The organism is Buttiauxella sp. 3AFRM03 (genome assembly GCF_003675305.1).
GTDB classification, from domain to species: Bacteria; Pseudomonadota; Gammaproteobacteria; order Enterobacterales; family Enterobacteriaceae; genus Buttiauxella; species Buttiauxella ferragutiae.
Genome location: NZ_CP033076.1, coordinates 1,397,164 through 1,419,826, shown reverse-complemented (window position 1 = coordinate 1,419,826; position 22,663 = coordinate 1,397,164). Strand labels below are relative to the sequence as shown.

Genomic DNA, 22,663 nt, shown 5'->3' with positions numbered 1-22,663 from the left:
CGCTTTTCCCTAATCAAGACGGCGCTTGGTTTTGATGGCCGTCAGGCCGATAAACATCACCGCCGAGGCAATTAAAAACAGCACGTTGATAACCAACACGGTCGTAATATTCCCCGCCAGGAACAGGCTTTGCAGGGTGCTGACGAAATAACGCGCCGGAATGACATAGGTCACCGCGCGGATAATCGCTGGCATGCTGTCAATCTGGAAGATAAACCCAGACAACATAATCGACGGCAAGAAGGCAGCATTTAACGCCACCTGGGCGGCATTAAACTGGTTACGGGTAATCGTCGAAATCAGCAGCCCCATACCGAGTGTGCTGAGCAAAAACAGACTGGTGATGAAGAATAAAATCAGCAATGAACCGCGATACGGCACGTCGAGAATAAACACCGACACCAGCATACACAGCAGCATTGCCAGCATCCCTAACACGTAATAGGGCAGCAGTTTGCACAGCAGTAGTTCGGTGCGCGTGACTTGCGTTGAGAGCAGGGCTTCCATAGTGCCGCGCTCCCATTCCCGTGCCACTACCAGCGAAGTCAGAATTGCGCCAATCACCGTCATGATGATGGTCACAGCACCTGGGATGATAAAATGTTGGCTGATGGCCGCCGGGTTGAACCAGTAACGCAACTGCACATCGATCAGCGGTTCAAACTTTTCCCCGCGATCTTCCGCCCGCTGTTGCTGCCAGATTTGCCAAATCCCCTCCATATAACCCTGCACGAAATTGGCGGTGTTCGGCTCGCTGCCATCGGTAATCACCTGTATCGGCGCGCTGGCACCAGCTCGCGCCATGTTTTGCGCAAAATCGGTTGGGATCACCACCAGCCCGCGAATTTTTCCCGCCTGCATTAACTGAATCAGGTGCTGGCGATTATCGCTCACCGTCGGGTCGATATAGGGGGATGCGGTAATGGTGTGGGCGAAATCCAGCGCTTCTTCGCTTTGCTGCTCCAGTAACACCCCGACCCGCAGACGGCTGGAATCGAGGTTGATGCCATAGCCAAAAATAAACAGCAACAACAGTGGGATCACCACCGCAATCAACCAACTACTCGGGTCACGCACTATCTGGCGCGTTTCTTTCACGCACAGGGCTCGCACCCTTCGCCAGGAAACGGCCTGGTTATGCTCGCTCATTTTCGTGCTCCTTATCCCATTGATGGATAAGCGTAATAAACGCTTGTTCCATGGTCGGGTCAGTTTGCTCGTTGTTGGCGGCTTGTTCTTTCAGAGCGTCTGGCGTGCCGCTGGCAATCAGCTTGCCGCGATACACCAGCCCAATGCGGTCACAGTATTCGGCTTCATCCATAAAGTGGGTGGTCACCATCACCGTGACGCCTTTTTCCACCATGCTGTTGATGTGCAACCAAAATTCGCGGCGCGTAATCGGGTCAACGCCCGAGGTCGGTTCATCAAGAAACAAAATATCCGGTTCGTGCATCAGCGAGCAGGCCAGTGCCAGGCGCTGTTTAAAGCCGAGGGGCAGGGCATCCGTGGCGCTGTTCATAATCGGTTGCAGGTTGAACGCGTCACTCATGCGGTTAATTTTCTCCTCCTGGGCTTTGCCGCGCAGGCCATATACACCGGAGAAAAAACGCAGGTTTTGCGCCACGGTGAGGTTGCCGTATAGCGAAAATTTCTGTGCCATATAACCCAGGTGCTGGCGAGCTTTGCCGGAACTGGTTTTTAAATCCATATCCAGCACCAGCGCTTTGCCGGAAGTGGGCACCAGCAAGCCGCACATCATTTTAAATGTGGTGGATTTCCCGGCTCCGTTTGGCCCCAGCAGGCCGAAAATTTCACCACGCTGGACGGTGAAATCCACGTTATCGGTGGCAGCGAAATCACCGAACTTTTTGGTCAGCGCTTCGGCTTTGATCACTGTTTCACCCCGGGTGCCTTCCACAGTATGGAGGATTTTCCCCAGCGGAGATTCTTGTGTCGCCGCACCACCGAGCAGGTCGATAAACGCATCTTCAAAACGCGGCTCGGTTTGTGCAATGCTTTCAGGCCGGAGATCGAGCGCCTGGCTGAGTTCGTCAACGGTCGACCCTTTTGCGAGGATCAGGCGCACCGAACGCCCCTGAATCACGCCGTCGCTGACCTGCGGCAATTTGAGCGCGCGTTGTAGCAACTTGCGGTTATTCTCCTCGCTGTGGCTAACCAGCAGCGAGCGCCCCGCCATTTGTTGGGTTAATTCCTTCGGCGCACCGTGATACAACAGCTCGCCTTCGTTCATCAGCAACACGTCGCGGCACTGTTCGGCTTCGTCGAGGTACGAGGTGCTCCACAGAATCAACATGCCGTCACCGGCCAGTTCGTGCACCATTTGCCACAACTCGCGGCGTGAAATCGGGTCAACGCCGACACCGGGTTCATCAAGCAACAGCACTTTAGGCTGGCCGACTAACGTACAGGCGAGGCCGAGTTTCTGCTTCATGCCGCCGGATAGCTTCCCGGCGAGGCGGGTGGTAAACGGGCCAAGGGCGGTAAACTCCAGCAGCCGCTTAAACGTCTCTTCACGTTCTTGCCCGGTGACGCTGCGTAAATCGGCGTACAGCGTCAGGTTTTCCATCACCGTTAAATCTTCATACAAGCCAAATTTTTGCGGCATGTATCCCAGAACCGCATGCAGGGCGCGGTCGTCTTCGATAGGATCCAGGCCAATGACGCTTGCAGTTCCTTCGGTCGGTTTCAGCAAACCTGCCAGCATACGCATTAAAGTGGTTTTCCCCGCGCCATCCGGGCCGACCAGACCAGTGACCGAGCCGGTATGAATCTCGCATTCAAGGCTCGCCACCGCAGGCTTTTGCTGGCCGGAAAACTGTTTCATCAACCCTTGCAGGCGGATGATGCCCTCCTGGCTACTCATGCGCTTTCTCGTCGTTGAATTTCACGGTAACCGGCATGCCCTGGCGCAGCGAGTCGTCAGCATCGGTGACAATAATCCGCAGGCGATACACCAGGTCGGTACGCAAGTCCGGCGTTTCGACGGTTTTCGGCGTGAATTCAGCGGTGGGAGAGACAAAACCAATTTTGCCGTGATACGGCTTATCCGGGCGGCCATCGGTATACACCAATAACTCGGTGCCGGGTTTCGCCTGGTTCAGACTCACTTCATTAACGTAAGCACGCACCCAAACCGGGCGGGTGAGGGAGAGGGTTAATACGGTACTTCCGGCATTTAGCATGCTACCGGGTTCAACGGCGCGGGTCAGCAAAGTGCCATCTGATGGGGAAACCAGCGTGGTGTCTTGCAAATCCAGTTGTGCCTGGGCGAGCTGGGCTTTAGCTTGTTGTAAGCTGGCTTGCGCCTGGGCAATTTCCTGCGGGCGGTTACCGGTGCGGTACTGGCTTAATTTATCGCGTGCTGCTTTCAGCGTTGCTTTGGCCTGCTCGCTGGATGAACGGGCATTTTCCAGATCGTTGGCTGAAATTACCCGGCGCGCCCACAAACCTTGCTGGCGTTGATAAAAGTTCTGCGCGTAATCGAATGCCGCCTGCGCCTGATTCACCTGAGCGGCAACCTGAGCGATTTCTTCGTCACGATAACCGGCGATAATCAGGTCAAACTTGGCCTGCGCTGCAGCGACATTGGCTTGCGCCTGAAGCAGGGCGTTTTGATATGGCCCCTGGTCCAGTTCACCCAGCGTTTCACCTGCTTTAATCGCATCGCCTTCATCCACCTGTAACGCGGCCAAACGCCCGCCGACGCGGAAGCTCATATTGACGGTGCGGATATCCACGTTGCCGTACAACGTTAACCCTTGATCCTGTTGGCTTTTGTACCACATCCAGCCTGCAATCCCTGCGGCGATAAGCACCACAATTGACACGATAATGATCGGCTTTTTACTTTTCATTGCCGGTTTTCCCTCGTTGATTCGCTAACCCTTGCAAAATGAAATCGATATGGCTGCCGACCACATCGCTGATTTTCTTCACGTTTTCGCTATCAAATGTCGACCATCCGGCACGCAGCAGAATGGTTTCTCGCCCCAGCCGGAAAGCCAGAATCTGCCCAAGCAGCGCATGAGTATGGAGAATCGTTTCGGTGTCATTGGGGCTTCTATCGGTATAACGCCCGACGAGGCTGGTCAGATGGGTGTGCATCGGAGCAATCACCTGCTGGTGAATGAGCTGATAAGCCGGTGTGGGTGAGAGCTGCTCGCGGGAGATAAACTTGCTGAGATTCAGCGTTTCATCGGCAGTCAGCAGGATAATCATGTGATTGCAGGCAGTATGTATCAGCTGGCGAATCTGTGATTTATCCGTTTGCGGCAGGCGTAAAAGGGCCTCGGCGCGTTCGACGTGCGGCTTGAAATTAAGCGTGATGAAGTCAGCTATTGATTGCGCACAGGCCATATACAGCTCTTCCTTTGAGCCAAAATAGTAGGTGATGGCGGCAATGTTTTGCCCGGCTAGTGCGGCGATATCGCGCGTAGTAGCGTGTAAGCCGTATTCACCAAATTGCGCGAGAGCCGCAGCAATCAGGGTCTTTTTTGCCTGCTCACCGCGGGTTGTGACAGGCGTCGGTGTTGCGTTCATACCGACCTCTTAAAAAGTTAATCAATCGATTGATTAAGAGTAGGCTCGATGTGATTACCTGTCTAGTCCGATATATTTATCTTGTGAATGCGTAAGAAAATAGAATTTGTGCGCAAAATCACAAAACCTGTTACACTGCGCGGCTTACGGCACCGTGGTTTGTGCCCCTCTCTCGCGCCAGAATGACTGGCGTCATATGAACCCCTGGAAACTACACCGCACCTCGCGGTCAGGGCGATTCTGGAGTACCTATGTCTTTTGATTCTCTCGGCCTGAACGCCGATATTCTGCGTGCAGTGGAAGAGCAAGGCTATCGTGAGCCTACCCCTATTCAACGTCAGGCGATTCCGGTTGTTTTAGCTGGTCGCGACCTGATGGCCAGTGCCCAAACCGGTACCGGCAAAACCGCAGGCTTTACCCTGCCGCTGTTGCAGCGCCTGGTAGACAAACAGCCGCATGCGAAAGGCCGTCGCCCGGTGCGCGCGCTGATCCTGACGCCAACCCGTGAGCTTGCCGCTCAGATTGGCGAAAACGTGCGTGACTACAGCAAATATTTAGATATCCGTTCGCTGGTGGTTTTCGGCGGCGTGAGCATTAACCCGCAGATGATGAAACTGCGTAGCGGCGTTGATGTGCTGGTGGCAACACCTGGCCGTCTGTTAGATCTGGAACACCAGAACGCCGTGAAACTCGACCAGGTAGAAATCCTGGTGCTGGACGAAGCCGACCGCATGCTGGACATGGGCTTCATTCACGATATTCGTCGCGTGCTGGCTAAACTGCCTGCGCGTCGCCAGAACTTGCTGTTCTCTGCGACCTTCTCTGATGACATTAAAGGGCTGGCTGAAAAGCTGTTGCATAACCCGGAAGAAGTCTCTGTTGCGCGTCGTAACACCGCGTCAGAGCAAGTGACTCAGCACGTTCACTTCGTTGATAAGAAACGTAAAAGAGAACTGCTGTCACAGATGATTGGCGAAGGTAACTGGCAGCAAGTGCTGGTGTTTACCCGTACCAAACATGGTGCCAACCACCTGGCTGAACAGCTCGGCAAAGATGGCATTACCGCAGCGGCAATCCACGGTAACAAGAGCCAGGGCGCGCGTACTCGTGCATTGGCTGATTTCAAAAACGGCGGCATTCGTGTGTTGGTTGCGACCGACATCGCGGCACGTGGTCTTGATATCGAAGAGCTGCCACATGTTGTGAACTACGAGCTGCCGAACGTACCGGAAGATTACGTTCACCGTATTGGCCGTACTGGCCGTGCGGCGGCAACGGGTGAAGCGCTGTCTTTGGTGTGTGTCGATGAACACAAACTGTTGCGTGACATCGAACGTGTGCTGAAGCGTGAAGTTCCGCGTATGGCGATCCCTGGTTATGAAGTTGACCCATCTATTCCTGCTGAGCCGATTGTGAACGGTCGTCAACAGCAGCGTGGCGGTGGCGGTCGTGGAAACGGCGGCGCTCAAGGCCAGGGTCAACGTCGTGGCGGTAATAGTGGCGGTGCATCCTCCGATCGCAGCAGTGCTCCACGTCGTCCATCACGCCCACAGGGTGATGGTGCCGGGAAACCTGCTGGTGCGAATGGTCGTCGTCGTCCAGCGCGTAAGCCTGCTTCCGCGTAATTAATTTATAACGCCCTCTCCCTGAGGGGACTGGATTCCTCCCTCTCCCTCAGGGAGAGGGTCGGGGTGAGGGTGGTTTTAAGACCCATTCAAGAGGTGCTAACATAGCGCCTCTTTTTTTTACCGGAAAAACGCTATGCGTGTACTGCTTGCGCCAATGGAAGGGGTTCTCGACTCGCTGGTTCGGGAACTGCTTACCGAGGTGAATGACTACGACTTGTGTATCACCGAGTTCTTGCGCGTGGTCGACCAGCTTTTGCCGGTAAAATCGTTCCATAAACTTTGCCCTGAACTTCATCATGCCAGCCGCACCACTTCGGGTACGCTAGTACGAGTCCAGTTGCTGGGGCAGCATCCGCAATGGTTAGCTGAAAACGCCGCGCGCGCTGTGGAACTGGGTTCCTGGGGCGTCGATCTCAACTGCGGTTGCCCGTCTAAACTGGTCAACGGCAGCGGCGGTGGAGCCACACTGCTCAAAGACCCCGATCTGATTTACCGTGGTGCAAAAGCAATGCGTGAAGCGGTGCCTGCACACTTGCCGGTGACGGTCAAAATCCGCCTCGGTTGGGACAGCGATGCGCGTCAGTTTGAAATTGCTGATGCGGTGCAACAGGCTGGAGCCACGGAACTTACCGTTCACGGGCGCACTAAAGAAGACGGATACAAAGCCGAACGCATCAACTGGGCGGCGATTGGTGAAATACGCAAGCGCTTGTCGATTCCGGTGATTGCTAACGGTGAAATCTGGGACTGGCAAAGTGCGCAAGACTGCATGGCAGCAACCGGCTGCGATTCGGTAATGATTGGCCGTGGGGCGCTTAATGTACCCAATCTAAGCCGCGTGATTAAATATAACGAGCCGCGTATGCCGTGGCCGGACGTGGTAAAATTACTGCAAAAATATAGCCAACTAGAAAAGCAGGGCGATACCGGGATGTATCACGTTGCACGTATAAAACAGTGGTTGGGGTATTTACGTAAAGAATATATTGAAGCCACCGAATTATTTACTGAAATTCGCAGCTATAAAACTTCTGCGACAATTAGCCAGGCAATTAACAGTTTATAATTAGAGGTGCCGCTAATTGGTTAAAAAATTAGAGTGCGGTCACAGACTATTTAAATAAACATTGCCATACATTCGCTGGCGTTTATTATCGTCAGCGTAATAGATTATTGGATTGTTACTGCTCAAGCAGGCAAAACCTGATTCTCCTTATTTAAGGAGAGTCGGGTTTTTTTGTTTTTGTCAGAAGGCAATTCGCAATTAAGTTACTGATTGCATTACCTCTGGGACTCTTATATGGATATTAAATCGCACTATGTACTCACCACGGTGTTGCTGGCGCCGTTAGTATTTCCTTTTTATGCGCAAAGTAGCGCAAAGCTATCCGTTGAACAGCGTCTGGAAATGCTGGAAAAGGATTTACAGGAAACTAAAAAAGAACTGCAATATTATAAGTCACAAGAACAAATTAATCGTAAAAACATTTCTGATATGAATGTATTTGCTAAGCAAACGACGCGACCGGACCAGGTATTAGTAGCAACAACTTCACCATCAACCTCGCTGGAATCTGAGAAAACCACGCCACAAATTTCGGCAATGACCATGAGTGACCTGAGCAAATTTGTTAAGGAGGATATTGGCTTTAGCTATAACGGCTATTTCCGCTCTGGCTGGGGAACCACTACGGAAGGCGCACCAAAATCCTGGGCCATTGGTTCATTAGGCCGCTTAGGGAACGAATACAGCAGCTGGTTTGATTTAAAAGTGTCACAACGGGTCTACAACGAAGGGGGTAAAACGGTTCATGCGGTAGTGCAGCTGGATGGTAACGTCGGCCAGCAATATTCCGCCGGCTGGTTTGGCGATAACGCTAATAACGAAAACTACCTCCAGTTTTCAGATCTTTATGTTAACACTAAAGGCTTTTTACCCTTTGCGCCTGAAGCTGATTTCTGGGTCGGTAAGCACCAGTTACCGATGTATGAAATCCAGATGCTGGACTGGAAAACTCAGCGCACCGATGGCGGTGGCGGGCTGGGGATTCAGGACATGAAACTGGGTAGCGGCAAACTGGATATTGCCTTAATACGTGAAGATATTGACGGTTATAACCAGGATCTCAGCAAATCACAGAAACTGAATGTTAATACTATTGATGCTCGTTATAAGTCGATCCCGCTGTGGGATAAAGCTGAGCTGATGGTCAATGGCCGCTATGCGATGGCGAACCAGAGTGACATGCAGAATAATAACGAAGACAAAAATGGCTATTATCGCTGGAAAGATACCTGGATGGTCGGCACTGCGCTGAAACAAAATTTCGACAACGGTGGCTTTAACGAATTTAGCTTCCTTGTGGCAAATAACTCTTTAGCCAGCAGTTTTGCCCGTTACTCAGGTTCCAGCCCTTACACCTCATTTAATGGGCGTTATTATGGTGAGCATACCGGTGGCACCGCATTAAGACTTGTCTCACAGGGTGAAACTTATTTACGTGACGATATTATTCTGGCTAATGCACTGGTTTATTCTCGGGGTGAGGATGTTTATAGCTATGAAACTGGAGCACATACAGATTTTGAAAGTGTCCGTGCCGTGATTCGCCCAGCGTATATCTGGAGTAAATATAATCAGACGGGTATCGAATTAGGCTATTTCAACCAGAAGAATACTGACCAGATGGGCAATGAATTTACTGAGTCAGGTTATAAAACTACGCTCTATCACGCATTAAAAGTGAACACCAGCATGTTAACTTCTCGTCCAGAAATACGATTCTATGCTACTTATATTCATTCACTGAATAATGAACTGGATAATTTTAGTTTTGCAGATGAGAAAAATGATCAGCTGGCGATTGGCGCTCAGGCTGAAGTGTGGTGGTAATAAGGGAATATGATGAAAATTAAACTGCATTATTTATCGTTAGTTATCGTGAGTCTGCTGGGCATACCCGCAACTCAGGCGGCCACGTTACCTTCTTCGCCTGCGGCAACCGTGCCCGTTAGTCAATACATCACTGGCCTGAATAATGATAACTCGGTAACGTTTCGCCTGTTTGCACCTGGCGCAAAACGCGTTTCGGTCGTTACCGGGAGCACACCAGAAAGCCAGCAATCCCACGAGATGACGCGCGACGAAAGTGGTATTTGGTCGTGGAGTAGCGCGCAGCTTAAGCCAAACCTCTACGAATACTATTTTGATGTGGATGGCTTTCGTAGCATCGATACCGGCAGTCGCTTCACCAAGCCTCAACGCCAGGTAAACACTAGCTTGATTCTTGTTCCAGGCAGTATTTTAGATGAGCGCGCGGTTCCGCACGGGGAACTGAGAACGCTGGCTTACCACTCGAAGGTATTGCAGGCCGAACGCCAGGTCTATGTCTGGACGCCACCGGGCTACAAGCCAGGTGGTGAGCCGCTGCCAGTGCTCTATTTCTACCATGGTTTTGGCGATACCGGCCTGTCGGCTATTACGCAGGGGCGCATTCCACAAATCATGGATAACCTGCTGGCTGAAGGCAAAATCAAGCCCATGCTGGTCGTGGTGCCGGATACCGAAACCGACATCCAGCTGGCGGTGGCGGAAAACTTCCCGCCAGTTGAACGCCGCAAAAGTTTCTACCCGCTCAATGCCGCTGCTGCGGACAAAGAGTTGATGCAGGACATTATTCCGCTTATCGACAGCCGCTTTACTACGCGCAAAGACGCGGCGGGCAGGGCGTTAGCGGGTTTATCGCAAGGCGGTTACCAGGCACTGGTTTCAGGAATGAGCCATCTGGATAGCTTTGGCTGGCTGGCAACGTTTAGCGGTGTTAGCACCACAACCGTGCCAAACGAGGCTGTTTCACGTCAACTTGCCCAACCGCAGGCTATCAACAAGCAGTTACATAACTTCACCTTAGTGGTCGGTGAAAAAGACGGGGTAACGGGCAAAGATATCGCCGGTTTGAAAAGCCAGCTTGAACAGCAAGGGGTAAAGTTTACTTATAAACAATATCCTGGGCTGGGGCACGAGATGGACGTCTGGCGGCCTGCGTATGCGGAATTTGTGCAGCAGCTATTTGTTACCCCGCAGCGGTAAACTCGCGACAGCCGTCACGCTTTGCTGTTTGTGGCATTGAGAGGCGAAACGAAACTGGTACAGTGGCCGGACTGGATTGTTACTGCTTTTGCAGGCAAAACCTGATTTTCTGGCCTGTGCCGGAGGTCAGGTTTTTTTGTTTCTGGGGTTTCTATGAAGATCGCCAAAATACTCAATAACAACGTAGTGGTGATTCTGGACGAACACGGACGTGAACAAGTGGTGATGGGCCGCGGTCTTGGCTTCCAGAAACAGGTGGGTGAACCGCTTGAAAAGGAGAAAATCGAGAAGGTTTTTGCCCTGCAAAGCGATGAGCTGGTGGCGCGTTTAGGCGAACTGTTAAGCCAAATCCCGCTGGAAGTGATGACCACCTGCGACCGTATTATCGAGCTTTCGCGCCAGCGTTTAGGCAAGTTGCAAGACAGTTTGTATATCACGCTGACCGATCACTGCCACTTTGCTATTGAGCGGCAAAAGAAAGGGATGGCGATTCGCAATGTGCTGTTGTGGGAGATAAAACGTCTCTATCCCAAAGAGTTTTTGCTCGGTCAGGAAGCACTGGCAATCATCGATAAACGCCTTAATGTTCAACTGGCGGAAGATGAAGCCGGGTTTATTGCGCTGCATTTGGTTACGGCGCAACTGAACAGTGAAATGCCTGAGGTGATGCATGTCACCCGCGTGATGCAGGAAATATTGCAGATCGTGAAGTACCAGCTACGCTTTGAGTACGATGAAGATAGCTTGAGTTATCAGCGCTTTGTCACACACTTGAAATTTTTCGCCCAACGTATGCTGAGCCGCAACGTGGTGGCCGATGATGATGCAACGCTGCATGCTGCGGTGAAAGATAATTATCCTCGCGCCTGGAAATGTGCTGAAAAGATTAACCACCATTTGGTGACGGAATATCAGCGTGAGCTGACGACCGAGGAAATTATGTTTCTCGCCATTCACATTGAGCGAGTCCGTAAAGAGAGTCTTAAAGTTTAAGTATCGCGCGTCGCAAGGCGTGCAATTAAAAAATGGATTGTTACTGCCGCGATTGCGGCAGGCAAAACCTGAGCACTGGTTTCCTTAACGGGAAGCGAGTCTCAGGTTTTTTTTTGAAATTTACTCATGTCGCACGTCGCCTGAGGGCGAAAAGTGGAAGGAAGAATCATGGCGTATCAAGAAGTTGCGAAGGATATTCTGGCCCATGTCGGTGGGCGCGAGAATATTGCGAGCCTGGTGCATTGCGCCACGCGGCTGCGTTTTAAGCTCAAAAACCATAAAAATGCTGATGCCGAAGCGCTGAAAAAAAATCCTGGCGTGATCATGGTGGTGGAAAGCGGTGGTCAGTTCCAGGTGGTGATTGGCAACCATGTACACGATGTGTACAACGCGGTTCGCGCCGCCGCAGGGCTCACGGATGAGAGCGAACCCTCGCTGCAAGTCACGGGGGAGAAAGCCAGTATCTTCGGGAAATTGATTGATATTGTCTCGGCGATATTTACCCCGTTCCTCGGTGTGATGGCAGCCTCCGGTATTTTGAAAGGTGTGCTGGCGCTGGCGGTAGTTTGCGGCTGGCTTTCGACGGATAGCGGCACTTATAAGCTTTGGTTTGCGGCGAGTGATGCGCTGTTCTACTTCTTCCCGCTGGTGCTGGGTTACACCGCCGGTAAGAAATTCGGCGGCAATCCGTTTCTTACCATGGCGATTGGTGGCGCTCTGACGCATCCGGTGGTGCTGCAAGCGTTTGAGGCAACCAGCCAGGTTGGTGCGGTTCACGAGAATTTCCTTGGCATACCGATAACCTTTATTAATTACAGTTCATCAGTCATCCCGATTATTTTTGCTGCGTGGGTGAGTTGCTGGCTGGAGAAGCAGTTCAACAAACGGCTGCCATCTGCGGTGCGTAATTTCTTTACGCCGTTGTTTTGCCTTGCCATCACCGTTCCACTGACATTTTTGCTGATTGGCCCGGCGGCGACCTGGCTGAGCCAGAGTCTGGCCCATGGTTATCAGGCAATTTATACCTTTGCACCGTGGCTGGCGGGCGGATTCATGGGGGCTGTCTGGCAGATTTGCGTCATCTTCGGCCTGCACTGGGGTTTAGTCCCACTGATGATCAACAATTTGAGCGTACTGGGATACGACACGATGGTGCCTTTGTTACTGCCTGCGGTGATGGGGCAGGTGGGCGCGACGCTGGGTGTGTTACTGCGTACTCGTGATAAGAAGCTGAAAGTGCTGGCGGGATCGGCGGTCACCGCGGGGATCTTCGGCATCACCGAACCTGCGGTCTACGGCGTGACGCTGCCAAACCGTCGTCCATTCATCTTTGGCTGCGTTGCGGGCGCGGTGGGTGGTGTGATTGTCGGTTACTGCCAGACCAGCGTATTTTCATTCGGCCTGGTTAGCGTGTTCACGTTTTCGCAGATTATTCCGTCAACTGGAGTCGATATGTCGGTGTGGGGGGCGATTCTGGGGACCGGGCTGGCATTTACCCTGGCGTGTATTACGACCTTTATCGCAGGGCTGCCGCGCAGTGAAGTGGCGACAGAAACCGTTATTGTCCAGCCAACAGAAAACGACATTCTTGCACCGATGAGTGGCACGGTACTGGCGATGGATCAGGTGCCCGATTCCACTTTCGCCAGCGGTTTACTCGGTGAGGGGGCGGCGATAATTCCGCTGACCGGTAGGGTCATCGCCCCGTTCCACGGCGAAGTCGCCTCGCTGTTCCAGACGCGCCACGCCATTGGTTTACTCAGCGATAGCGGCATCGAAATGTTGATTCATATCGGCATTGATACGGTAAAACTCGATGGGCAGTACTTCACTGCTCATGTGAAAGTGGGGGACAAAATTAAGCCCGGCGACCTGCTAATTGAGTTCGACCGCCAGGCCATTCTGGATGCGGGCTACGATCTGTCCACGCCAGTGATTATCAGCAATAGCGACGAATACACTGCGGTTACGCGTTTCACCAATGAACTTTCCATTGAATCAGGTATGCCATTCCTGACGGTAAGCCGCTAACCCATTAATTTTTGTAAAAAAGGAGAACCAGATGAAAGCATTTCCTGAGACATTTTTGTGGGGTGGAGCGATTGCCGCAAACCAGGTTGAAGGTGCATGGCGTGAAGACGGGAAGGGGGTTTCCACTTCCGACGTTCAGCCGAATGGGGTGTTAAGCCCAACGGTTGATCGCCAGCCTGGAGATTTTGGCATTAAAGACGTCGCCATCGATTTTTACCACCGCTACCCGGAAGACATTGCGTTGTTTGCGGAGATGGGGTTTAGCTGCCTGCGTGTGTCCATTGCCTGGACAAGAATCTTCCCGAACGGGGACGAAACTCAGCCTAATGAAGCGGGTCTTGCATACTATGACCGTCTGTTTGATGAGCTGGCGAAACACAACATCACGCCAATGGTGACGCTGTCTCACTACGAAATGCCGTGGGGTCTGGTGAAAAACTATGGTGGATGGGGCAACCGTGATGTGATCACCTTCTTTGACCGCTACGCCCGCAGTGTTTTCACTCGTTTTAAAAACAAAGTGAAATTGTGGCTGACGTTCAACGAAATTAACATGGCACTTCACGCGCCAATGACCGGTGTCGGGTTACCTGAAGAGAGCACTAAAGCAGATATTTACCAGGCCATTCATCACCAGTTAGTCGCTAGTGCGCTGGCGGTAAAAGCCTGCCACGAAATCATTCCTGATGCGCGTATCGGCAACATGCTGCTGGGCGGCCTGGTGTATCCGTTGAGCTGCAAGCCAGAAGACGTGCTGGAAACCATGCAGGAAAACCGCAACTGGTTGTTCTTTGGCGACGTGCAATGTCGCGGTGAATATCCAGGGTATATGCTGCGCTATTTCCGTGACAACGGCATCAAGCTGGAAATCTCTGACAGCGACCGCGAAGCGCTGAAAGCGACCGTCGACTTCATCTCGTTCAGCTATTACATGACCGGTTGCGTCACTGCGGATGAAGAACTGAATGCCAGGGCACGCGGCAACATTCTGAATATGGTGCCAAACCCACATCTGGCGAGTTCCGAATGGGGCTGGCAAATTGACCCAATCGGCCTGCGTATTCTGCTCAATAAGCTGTGGGATCGTTATCAAAAGCCGTTGTTTATTGTTGAAAACGGTTTAGGTGCTAAAGACAAACTTGAAGCAGACGGCACGGTACATGACGACTACCGCATCAGCTATCTCAACGACCACTTAGTGCAAGTGCGCGAAGCAATTGAAGACGGCGTTGAAGTGTTGGGTTACACCTGCTGGGGGCCGATTGATCTGGTGAGCGCCTCGAAAGCCGAACTTTCTAAGCGTTACGGCTTTATCTACGTGGATCGTGACGATCAAGGGAATGGCACGCTTGCCCGTTCACGCAAGAAAAGTTTTAGCTGGTATAAAGAAGTGATTGCGACAAATGGGGCCAGCCTGAATGCGTGATTTGACGGCACCCTCACCCTAACCCTCTCCCTCAGGAGAGGGAACAGATCGAGTATTTCCCCCCTCTCCCAGAGGGAGAGGGCCGGGGTGAGGGCCATTCTACCCGACCATCCGCTTAATAAACCCACGTACCCACATCAGCGCCGCATCACTGTTATGGCGCTGATGCCACAACAATGCCACTTCAAACGGCGCCATTTCCAGCGGGACGGGGCTGCTGTGTAATCCCCAAACTTGCTGCCAGTTTTCACACAAACCCTGCGGCACCGTCGCAAGCATTGGCATCATGCTTAACAAACCCGGCAACGCGGAAAAATGCGGTGTGGTGTAACTAATTTCTCGCTTCAGTCCTTGTCTGGCTAACAGCATATCAATATGGCTGCTGATGGCTTCACGGTAACTCACCTGGACGTGCGGTTGTGCGGCATAGGTTTGCACAGACATCGGAGCTTCGGGTTGTAACTGAGCAGGATGCCAGAGCGCGACAAACTCCATTTTGGTCAGCAGTTCACGCTCCATCCAACGGGCAGATTGATTCGCCACGCTGATAACCATATCCAGTTCGCCACCTTCAAGGCGTTGTGCATCGGTAAACGGGTCGCTGGCCACCACATTCAGACGCACACCAGGAGCCTGTTCACGCAATACTGGCACCAGTTGCGGCATCAGCCACATCTCCATCCAGTCAGACATACCGATGGTGACCGTCGCTTTGGCGTGAGCCGGGTTGAATTCTGCCTGCTGGAACAACGCACTTTGCAACTGTTCAAGCAGTGGCATCAGCTCGCTGTGCAGTTCAGTGGCACGGGCCGTGGGCTGCATACGGTGACCGCTGCGAATAAACAACGGGTCGTCAAACATTTCACGCAGACGAGCAAGTGAACCACTTACCGCAGGTTGGCCAAGATGGAGCTTATCTGCTGCCAGCGACACGCTCTGCTCACGGAATAAAACCGCAAAGGCAATCAACAAGTTTAGGTCTATTTTGCGGAAATCACTTTCTTTGATAGTCATTCTTTCTCCAATCAATTGGAGTGATAATAAAACTTCGACAGTGCTGCCCGCAAGCTGAAAAAAAGAAAAGGGCACCAATAAATGGCACCCATTGTCATCAAAAAATCATTTTAAACACGCCCGTTACGACCAGTAAACCAATAATAAAAATAATCAAAATGGCCCATAGAATAATTTTCATCTCAACACCCCATCTTATGGCTAGTGTCTAAACAGTATAGGCAAGGATGCTGGCCACTGAGGGAAGTCGCCTCCCGGTAAGCGGAAATTGAGACAAATCGAAGATCTTTAGATAAGCGTTTTCCGTGCCGCAAGCAGGAAAATCATCGGGCGTTCTTTTTCTTCGTCAAGCGCCGGGTTCTGCGCGATTTGTTCAGCGTCTGGTCCCCATTCATCAAGCTTTTCGATAACAAAACCGCTGGCAACCAGGGTATTAATCCAGCTTGAAAGTTTGCGATGCTGTTTCTTCACACCGTCGGCAAACCAGTTACTAACACGCTCACCTTCTTGCTGATAATGATTCACCGGCCAGGATTTTTGCCCGGTCTGATCGGTCATCCAGCCTTGTTGCAACGGTGCGGTATAAATCGGATGCTCTGCCGAAAACACCAGCATACCACCGGGAACCAGCGCCTGATAAAGCGTGGCGAAAAGTGCCGGAATGTTTTCCAGATAATGCAGCGCCAGCGAACTGTAAACCAGGTCGATGTTTTGCGCTGCTAACTGCAACTTCTCGAGATCTTCACGGCGATAAACAATCCCTGTGTCTGACGTCATCTGTTGGGCTTTTTCCAGCATTTTCAGCGAGACATCCAGGCCCAACACATTTGCTGCACCCTGGTCACGTGCGTAGCGACAAAACCAACCGTATCCGCAGCCTAAGTCCACCACCGTTTTACCTTGCAACGGCGGTAAAAATGTTTGCATGGTCGCCCATTCCGGTGCGCCATCTAACCCTTTAATGGAGCGGTCGAGAGTGGCGTATCCTTCAAAAAATGCCGGGTTATCATAGATATTTTGTGTCATTGCAACTCCTGTTCGCAAAGCCGTGATTGGCAGAAGAAGTCTAATGAAGTTATTAGCCTGGGGAAAGAGTTCCCCAGGCTGAGGGTGGCGCTTTACCTGTCAGAACCAAATTTCCGACTGTACGCCGAAGTTCCAGTTCCCGCCTGCGGTGAAGCCTGTGCTGCCGAAATCATCATTGATGGCATAATGATCCAGCTCTTTTGACCAGTTCATATACGTGGCAAAGAAGCGAATTTCTGGGCGTGCTTTAATATCGAAGACATTGCCGACTTTAAAGGTGGGTGCGAAGGTCAGCTTGTAGAAATCCCCTTTTACCGCCTGATAGTTATAGGTTGATCCGTCCGAGGTGTAGCTTCGGCCATTCGGATCTAAATCCATATATTGCCAGGAGGCCTCATAAAGCAGGGCGAAGTTTTGCGTAATGGCCTGTGAAGCGCGCAGGTTAAAGGTTGCCCAATCGTAACGATCGCCATCGCGATAACGGTCCTCACTGTGCTGGGCAATAACCGATGGAGCCAGTTCCCAGTTTTTACTCACCGGTACGATGCCGTAAGAGGCAAAGCGTAAGGATTTCGCATTCTCGGTTAAATCCCCGTCGCTACCAGGTTGGCGTGCTTCTGCACCCAAGCCACCGCCATATTGTAGCGCTGTCTCAGAAACACCCGGGGCCAGGCCATAGAACCTGGATTTATCATGGTAGGCCAACATCGCGTAATAGCCATTTTTGGCGGTATTATCGCTGCGCAAAGCGTAGCTTCCGGTGGTTGAGGTGTTGTCTTTTAAGTCGTCATTTCCTTGCGCTGTCATGCCGGTTAACATTAATTGCCAGTTGTTGTAGAAGTTATTGGCCGTAAACATCAGGTTCTGAATGTCATTGTCGTTGTAATTATCGCTACCGAGGTCGCCAAAATTACGCCCGTAAACGTTAAAGTCAGATTTTAATTTATCCGTCCACTGCACATCATTTATTCCTCCCCCGGTTCCACCGAGGAACATAATATCGCTATCCGTAAAGTGAATGTCGAAATTATCACGGTCAAAGCGCTTGCCTGCCCATAATATGGCGTGTTCCGCGACGCCACCGAAGCTTGCCAGATCACCCATTTCGACATAAAGTTGGCGAATATTGATATGATGGCTGTCATTATCCTGAACCCATGGGTCAGGGTTATTAGCCCCATCGGCCAACATGGTTTTGAAATGTGCCCATGAACCGTCATCAAAACTCATTTTCTTATTGAAACTTAATTCGACGTAATTATCTTTTTCATTGCCGAGGCGCCCGACATGCGCGTCGCCATTTAATGAACTTGCGGGTGAAACACCTGGTCCACCGCGACCGCCTTTCCCATGCTCATTAATCAGCAGCCCTGAACGGGCGTAAGCGGAAAACTCAAAGCCATCATCACGTTTATTTTTTTCCACCGTTTCGATCTGTTGTGTTTGTTTTTCTTGTTTCTTCGTTACCTGCGCAAGCTGTTGTTCGGCGGCGATGGTGCGCTTTTCTGCTTTATCAGCCCGGAGCCTGGCTTCACTCGCTTCTCGTTCGGCCTGATTTAATCTCGACTCCAACAATGCCAGTCTTTGTTCTATTGATAAGGGTGTTGAAGCCTGAACTGAGGAGTAATAACCCAGCCCAAAAAAGGCGCAGAGGATCCCTGCGCGAATCTTTGTGATACGCATCAATTAATTCCTTGTAAAAATCAGAGGTATTTTTTAATTAAACTTCTTGATTACATCGCACGACTCTTATTTAAATTAAAAGCAGGGTCTGAATTGGCTGCGTTAATACCAGAATCTAAATCGGCACGGATTTGTTCGTAATGGTCATCGAGGCGATAAAATTTACCTATCCAGAACATTGAGACGACAATTAACGCCGCAGGAATATAGAGATAACAGGCTTTGATCGCGAATAAAGCATCAACACTTTGTGCGTGATTAGCCACATAACCGCTGGCGGAGAGCATAATTCCGGTAATAGCGCCCGCGCCGGCCATCGCCACTTTGCCCAGGAAACCATTAATGGAGGTTAAAATTCCGGCGGTATTAATTCCGGTTTTCCAGACGCCATAATCAACAGGGTCCGCCTGCATTGAGAAATAAATCGCGGTACGTTGCCCGGCGCCGAGTGACAAAATAACTGCCCCTGCGACCAGTGCCATCACGTTTACACCGGCGAAAATCATCACTGCCATACCCGCCAGATTGATCGCAGAGGCGATAAGATAGACGTGGCGTTTTTTCATGCGTTTTGCCAGTAACGGAACCGTCAGCGTGCCCAATAATGGTACGAAAGTTGAGATCCCAGCCACCAGCGCGGTTAATTCGCTATTGCCGACGTAGTAATTAAAGAAGTACACCAGTGCACCCGTCTGGAAGAAAAAGGCTCCCCAAATCAGGAAGATATTCACTGCAAAAACAAACCACGGCGGGTTATTGCGCAGGCTGACCCAGGCACGTTTTAAGGTCATCTTTTCTGAGGTGATATTGATTTTCTCTTCGACATTGCGAAAGCTAATCAGCAAAAAGAAGGTCGCAATCACGCCAAATACCATCGCGGTATATAAGAAACCGTGCTCCTGATTGCCCTGGCCCAGCGCTTTTACCAGCGGCAATGTGGCGACGGCGACAATCGTCGAACCTAGCGAGCCCAGCAAGATGCGTACCGTTGAAAGTGTGGTGCGCTCTTTGGATTCACTGGTCAGGAATGGCAGCATCGCGCAGAACGGGATGTTGACGATGGTATAGAGAAACGACAGGCACAAGTAGGTGATGAAGGCGTAAATCAGCCGGCCTGTGGTGCCAAAATCGGGTACGTAAAACGCCAGCACACACAGCAAGCCGAAAGGTACCGCACCAATCAGCAGGTAAGGGCGGCAGCGGCCCCAACGGGTGCTGGTGTTATCGATCACCAGCCCCATCAGCACATCTGCGACACCATCCACCAGACGTGCCACAAGGAACATCAGGCCAACATAATAGGCGGGTAGCCCCATCACATCGGTATAAAAGTACATCAGGTACAACGAGATCATTTGCCACACGAGGTTGCAGGACAAGTCCGCAATGCCGTAGCCGAAGCGTTGCCGCCATACAGTAGAGGTAGACATAAGTAGGTTCTCGACGTTGTTGTTTTACAGTAGGTACTTTCTAATGAACCACGAAGGAGTGCAGCTCCAGGCGTGGCAATAGCTGTTGATGAGCTTGCTTCCATAAGGGGAAAAATCAGGCTGTAGTGGATCAAAAAGCTCCCAGAATGTATCGGCTCCGTGCTCCACCATCGCCCCCCAGTAGCGTTTGATCTCGTGGGTGGCTTGCTCTCGCTCATTCACCTGCAACAACGCCGCGACATAATGATGCATCATGTAGGGCGTGTTCATCTGAATTTCCGGTGGATGAGTTAACAGATTGGCTAACAACTGGCGTTGGCTTTCCGCCGTACCGACATCTGCCAACACCAGCCAGACCTGCGAAGCGCAGGAAATTTGTCGCGATTCACCACTGACAAAAAAGCCGCTTTGTGGATCCCAAAGTTCGCGCAGTGCCGCACTTTTCAGCGTCGTAATCTGTGCTTCAAGCCAGGTGACTTTGCTGCTGTCATAAGTTCGCGCCAGCATTAAGGCTTTGTTGAGGCAGTAGATCAGCACCCCCTGAGACGCCGCTTGCTTGTTGAGGTCTTCGTGCCAGTCAATAAATGACCACCAGTCGCTGCTGTCACGTACGATACCGTTTTCGGCGACTCGCTCCATGGCCAGTTCGATTTGCCGCCAGGCGAGCGGCCAAAGCTGCGCCAGTGTTTCGCTGTCATCAGTCACCGCGACGTACTCTTGCAGCACATCGACAAAAAACAGTGCGTAATCGAACAGGAAAGTATCGTCAGCAATGACCTGCGGCTTAACAAAAATATTCGCCGACACCATGCCATCTTCCCGCGTCATGGCAGCGAAAAGATAAAGACAGCGTTTGACCAGGGAGTAATTTTGCACCGTGACATCATTCACCAGCGCTTGCAGGCGCAAATCACCGAGCCACAAGCGGCGGTCGCGTTTTGGTCCGTCTTCAAACACGTCGTGCATGCAGTTTTTCAGGGTGTTAACGGCCACCTCATCAATGCGTTTTAACTGAAGATCCGCGGTCTTGCAGGCGGGTAGGGTGGTAAGCGACGCGGAAGTGACGGTATCGAGCTTCAGAGAGGTAAAACGCAGCTGGAATTTGCGTGACAGCGCCAGAACGTTAATGCGCAGATAGCGGCAGCAGTAACGACGTGAAAGTCGCGTATGGCCTGGCAATTCATCCAGATAACAGTCCTGTTGCTGGAGCCAGCTGCTGCTCAACCAACCGTTATATTCAGAAAAAGGCTCAACCACTTCTGCGAGCGTTTCACCAAAGATAAATTGCAGATGCGCTGGAGCATCTGGCGGGCTGCCGACCGCTTCGCAGGTAAACTCCAGGTAACCGACGCAATGCTTGCCGAAATCAATAATGACGTGCTCGCCCTGCGCGAAATCGTATTGGAAGAAATCTTCTGTGCTGTTCACGACATCCGCTCGCCAACCGTGAATTTGCTGCGCATCCGGCTGCGCGCTAATCATCGCCTGGGGGAGAACATCATGGTGATAGAGTTCAGGAATGAGTTCCTGTGCTTTGGCCAACATAGGTGGATGACGAACCATCTTTAGATGACCATTTTTCTGCAATGCCTGTGACATACCGAGCCCTTAATGATGAAGCAATGAGCCGAGTTTAGAGGGCAACGCTGTTTTTCATCTATTCTCAGGCTGCCAGTAATTGTTAGTGAATGGCATTTTCAGTGGGGTGCAGTGGTTGGTTGTCACAATTTGAAAAATCGGGATCGTTATTTAGGCCGGAGTGTTTTATTTTTCCCACAGTCCAGAGTGGTGGGTTTTGCGAGAACGTAATGATTAATAAGTTAGAAGTCAGTAAGTATTTTCCCGATGAGCAGACCAAGCTTTCTCTTTATGCCAGCGACCCGGAAGACAACAACTGCGAGCATAGCCATAGCTTTCAGGAGCTGGTGATTGTTGAGGAAGGGCACGGCCTGCATGTGATTAATGGCAAGCCGATTTTTATCCAGCAGGGCGATGTGTTTTTTATTTGCGAGAACGATGTTCATTTTTACGATGAATTGGGCACCTTAAAGCTCATCAATATTTTAATTAATCCGCAGCTGGAGTTTGTTTATTTAACCGGAATAGAACAATTATTGAACCGTATTGCGGGCAACACGGCGGCAAATTACGGCTGGCTTACGCCGGAGACTAAAGCACAGTGCAAACGGCTGATTAACGACATTTTCCACCAGCAGAGTTCGGGGGCTGACAATCAGGCTTTAAAAGAGTCGCTGTTTTTTTCCTTAGTGACGCAAATCATTTATGCGCAGTCGCAGGCTGAATACAGCAATACCCGCTACAAACTGCATAAGTTACTCAGTTATTTGCAAGAAAACTGCTTTAACGAGATTGACTGGCAGCAACTGGCAAATCAGTTTCACCTGACTCAACGTACCACGTCACGGCATATTAAAGAGGTGACGGGGCTGACGCCGGAAAACTATCTGAAACGCCTGCGCCTGGTCTCGGCGCGAGTCAAGCTCAAAGAAACCGACATGACGATCACCGAAGTAGCTTTTTTGTGTGGCTTTGCCAACAGCAACCATTTCACCACCTCGTATAAGAAAGTTTTTGGCGTAACGCCGAGTGCTGAGCGCAAGCGGGTGGAAGGGTGAAGCCCTGTCAAAATTTAATCACTATAGTGATACTTGCTTGTGATATTTTTATCCTAGTAATAGTAATGCAGATAAACTAGTTTCAAATTGTATCCCTTTTTAACCATCAATGTATTGCCACTGATACCTAAACTTTTGCCTTTTGG

At 51.2% G+C, this 22,663-nt stretch carries 18 protein-coding genes; 8 read left to right on the top strand and 10 right to left on the bottom strand.

Features of this window, described 5'->3' with window-relative positions; genetic code table 11:
* Positions 1–9: 9 nt before the first annotated feature.
* The 4 genes from D8682_RS08215 to cecR are packed head-to-tail and all read right to left on the bottom strand — an operon-like array spanning position 10 to position 4,560.
* The gene (locus tag D8682_RS08215; RefSeq protein WP_064548471.1) at positions 10–1,149 is read right to left on the bottom strand and encodes an ABC transporter permease; all 1,140 of its coding nucleotides are present in this window, start codon (positions 1,147–1,149) and stop codon (positions 10–12) included.
* The gene (locus tag D8682_RS08210) at positions 1,136–2,884 is read right to left on the bottom strand and encodes an ATP-binding cassette domain-containing protein (RefSeq protein WP_121814005.1); all 1,749 of its coding nucleotides are present in this window, start codon (positions 2,882–2,884) and stop codon (positions 1,136–1,138) included. The genes D8682_RS08215 and D8682_RS08210 overlap by 14 nt, the downstream gene beginning before the upstream one ends.
* Positions 2,877–3,875, bottom strand: coding sequence for a secretion protein HlyD (hlyD, locus tag D8682_RS08205; RefSeq protein WP_064548467.1), 999 nt, complete (start codon positions 3,873–3,875; stop codon positions 2,877–2,879). Before hlyD ends, D8682_RS08210 begins: the two co-directional genes overlap by 8 nt.
* Complete coding sequence (gene cecR / locus D8682_RS08200) at positions 3,865–4,560, bottom strand: transcriptional regulator CecR (RefSeq protein WP_064548465.1); 696 nt, start codon at positions 4,558–4,560, stop codon at positions 3,865–3,867. Before cecR ends, hlyD begins: the two co-directional genes overlap by 11 nt.
* Positions 4,561–4,811: 251 nt before the next feature.
* On the opposite strand from cecR, the gene rhlE reads away from it, so the two are divergent.
* From rhlE to D8682_RS08165, 7 genes are all read left to right on the top strand, one after another.
* Positions 4,812–6,185 (top strand): ATP-dependent RNA helicase RhlE, encoded by a 1,374-nt coding sequence (rhlE, locus tag D8682_RS08195; protein ID WP_064548463.1) that lies wholly within the window; start codon positions 4,812–4,814, stop codon positions 6,183–6,185.
* A 136-nt stretch (positions 6,186–6,321) separates the two neighbouring features.
* Positions 6,322–7,254, top strand: a complete 933-nt coding sequence (gene dusC, locus D8682_RS08190; RefSeq protein ID WP_064548461.1) for a tRNA dihydrouridine(16) synthase DusC — start codon at positions 6,322–6,324, stop codon at positions 7,252–7,254.
* A gap of 234 nt (positions 7,255–7,488) precedes the next feature.
* Entirely contained in the window at positions 7,489–9,081 is a 1,593-nt protein-coding gene (locus tag D8682_RS08185) for a carbohydrate porin (protein ID WP_064548459.1), read from the top strand.
* Positions 9,082–9,093: 12 nt separating this feature from the next.
* The gene (locus tag D8682_RS08180; RefSeq protein ID WP_121814004.1) at positions 9,094–10,278 is read left to right on the top strand and encodes an esterase; all 1,185 of its coding nucleotides are present in this window, start codon (positions 9,094–9,096) and stop codon (positions 10,276–10,278) included.
* Positions 10,279–10,431: 153 nt separating this feature from the next.
* Positions 10,432–11,271 carry a BglG family transcription antiterminator LicT gene (gene licT / locus D8682_RS08175; protein WP_121814003.1) on the top strand — a complete coding sequence of 280 codons (840 nt, stop codon included), beginning with the start codon at positions 10,432–10,434 and terminating at the stop codon, positions 11,269–11,271.
* 168 nt (positions 11,272–11,439) lie between these two features.
* Positions 11,440–13,302, top strand: coding sequence for a PTS beta-glucoside transporter subunit IIABC (bglF, locus tag D8682_RS08170; RefSeq protein WP_121814002.1), 1,863 nt, complete (start codon positions 11,440–11,442; stop codon positions 13,300–13,302).
* 31 nt (positions 13,303–13,333) lie between these two features.
* The gene (locus D8682_RS08165; RefSeq protein ID WP_121814001.1) at positions 13,334–14,728 is read left to right on the top strand and encodes a glycoside hydrolase family 1 protein; all 1,395 of its coding nucleotides are present in this window, start codon (positions 13,334–13,336) and stop codon (positions 14,726–14,728) included.
* A gap of 99 nt (positions 14,729–14,827) precedes the next feature.
* Here the strand turns inward: D8682_RS08165 and D8682_RS08160 are convergent, their stop codons facing one another.
* The 6 genes from D8682_RS08160 to D8682_RS08135 all read right to left on the bottom strand — a co-directional run bounded on the left by D8682_RS08160 (position 14,828) and on the right by D8682_RS08135 (position 21,480).
* Positions 14,828–15,742 carry a LysR family transcriptional regulator gene (locus tag D8682_RS08160; RefSeq protein ID WP_121814000.1) on the bottom strand — a complete coding sequence of 305 codons (915 nt, stop codon included), beginning with the start codon at positions 15,740–15,742 and terminating at the stop codon, positions 14,828–14,830.
* Between the two features lie 97 nt (positions 15,743–15,839).
* On the bottom strand, positions 15,840–15,923 hold the full coding sequence (gene yohP / locus D8682_RS08155; RefSeq protein WP_072011146.1) for a small membrane protein YohP: 84 nt from the start codon (positions 15,921–15,923) through the stop codon (positions 15,840–15,842).
* A gap of 107 nt (positions 15,924–16,030) precedes the next feature.
* Positions 16,031–16,768: a bifunctional 2-polyprenyl-6-hydroxyphenol methylase/3-demethylubiquinol 3-O-methyltransferase UbiG gene (locus D8682_RS08150; protein ID WP_121813999.1), complete on the bottom strand. Its 738-nt coding sequence runs from the start codon at positions 16,766–16,768 to the stop codon at positions 16,031–16,033.
* 99 nt (positions 16,769–16,867) lie between these two features.
* Positions 16,868–18,451: a carbohydrate porin gene (locus D8682_RS08145; protein ID WP_121813998.1), complete on the bottom strand. Its 1,584-nt coding sequence runs from the start codon at positions 18,449–18,451 to the stop codon at positions 16,868–16,870.
* A gap of 50 nt (positions 18,452–18,501) precedes the next feature.
* Positions 18,502–19,881, bottom strand: a complete 1,380-nt coding sequence (locus D8682_RS08140) for a glycoside-pentoside-hexuronide (GPH):cation symporter (protein ID WP_121813997.1) — start codon at positions 19,879–19,881, stop codon at positions 18,502–18,504.
* 24 nt (positions 19,882–19,905) lie between these two features.
* Positions 19,906–21,480, bottom strand: a complete 1,575-nt coding sequence (locus D8682_RS08135) for a family 78 glycoside hydrolase catalytic domain (protein ID WP_121813996.1) — start codon at positions 21,478–21,480, stop codon at positions 19,906–19,908.
* A gap of 212 nt (positions 21,481–21,692) precedes the next feature.
* Here D8682_RS08135 and D8682_RS08130 point away from each other — a divergent pair, with 212 nt between their 5' ends.
* Positions 21,693–22,517 carry a helix-turn-helix domain-containing protein gene (locus tag D8682_RS08130; RefSeq protein WP_370090862.1) on the top strand — a complete coding sequence of 275 codons (825 nt, stop codon included), beginning with the start codon at positions 21,693–21,695 and terminating at the stop codon, positions 22,515–22,517.
* Positions 22,518–22,663 lie beyond the last annotated feature (146 nt).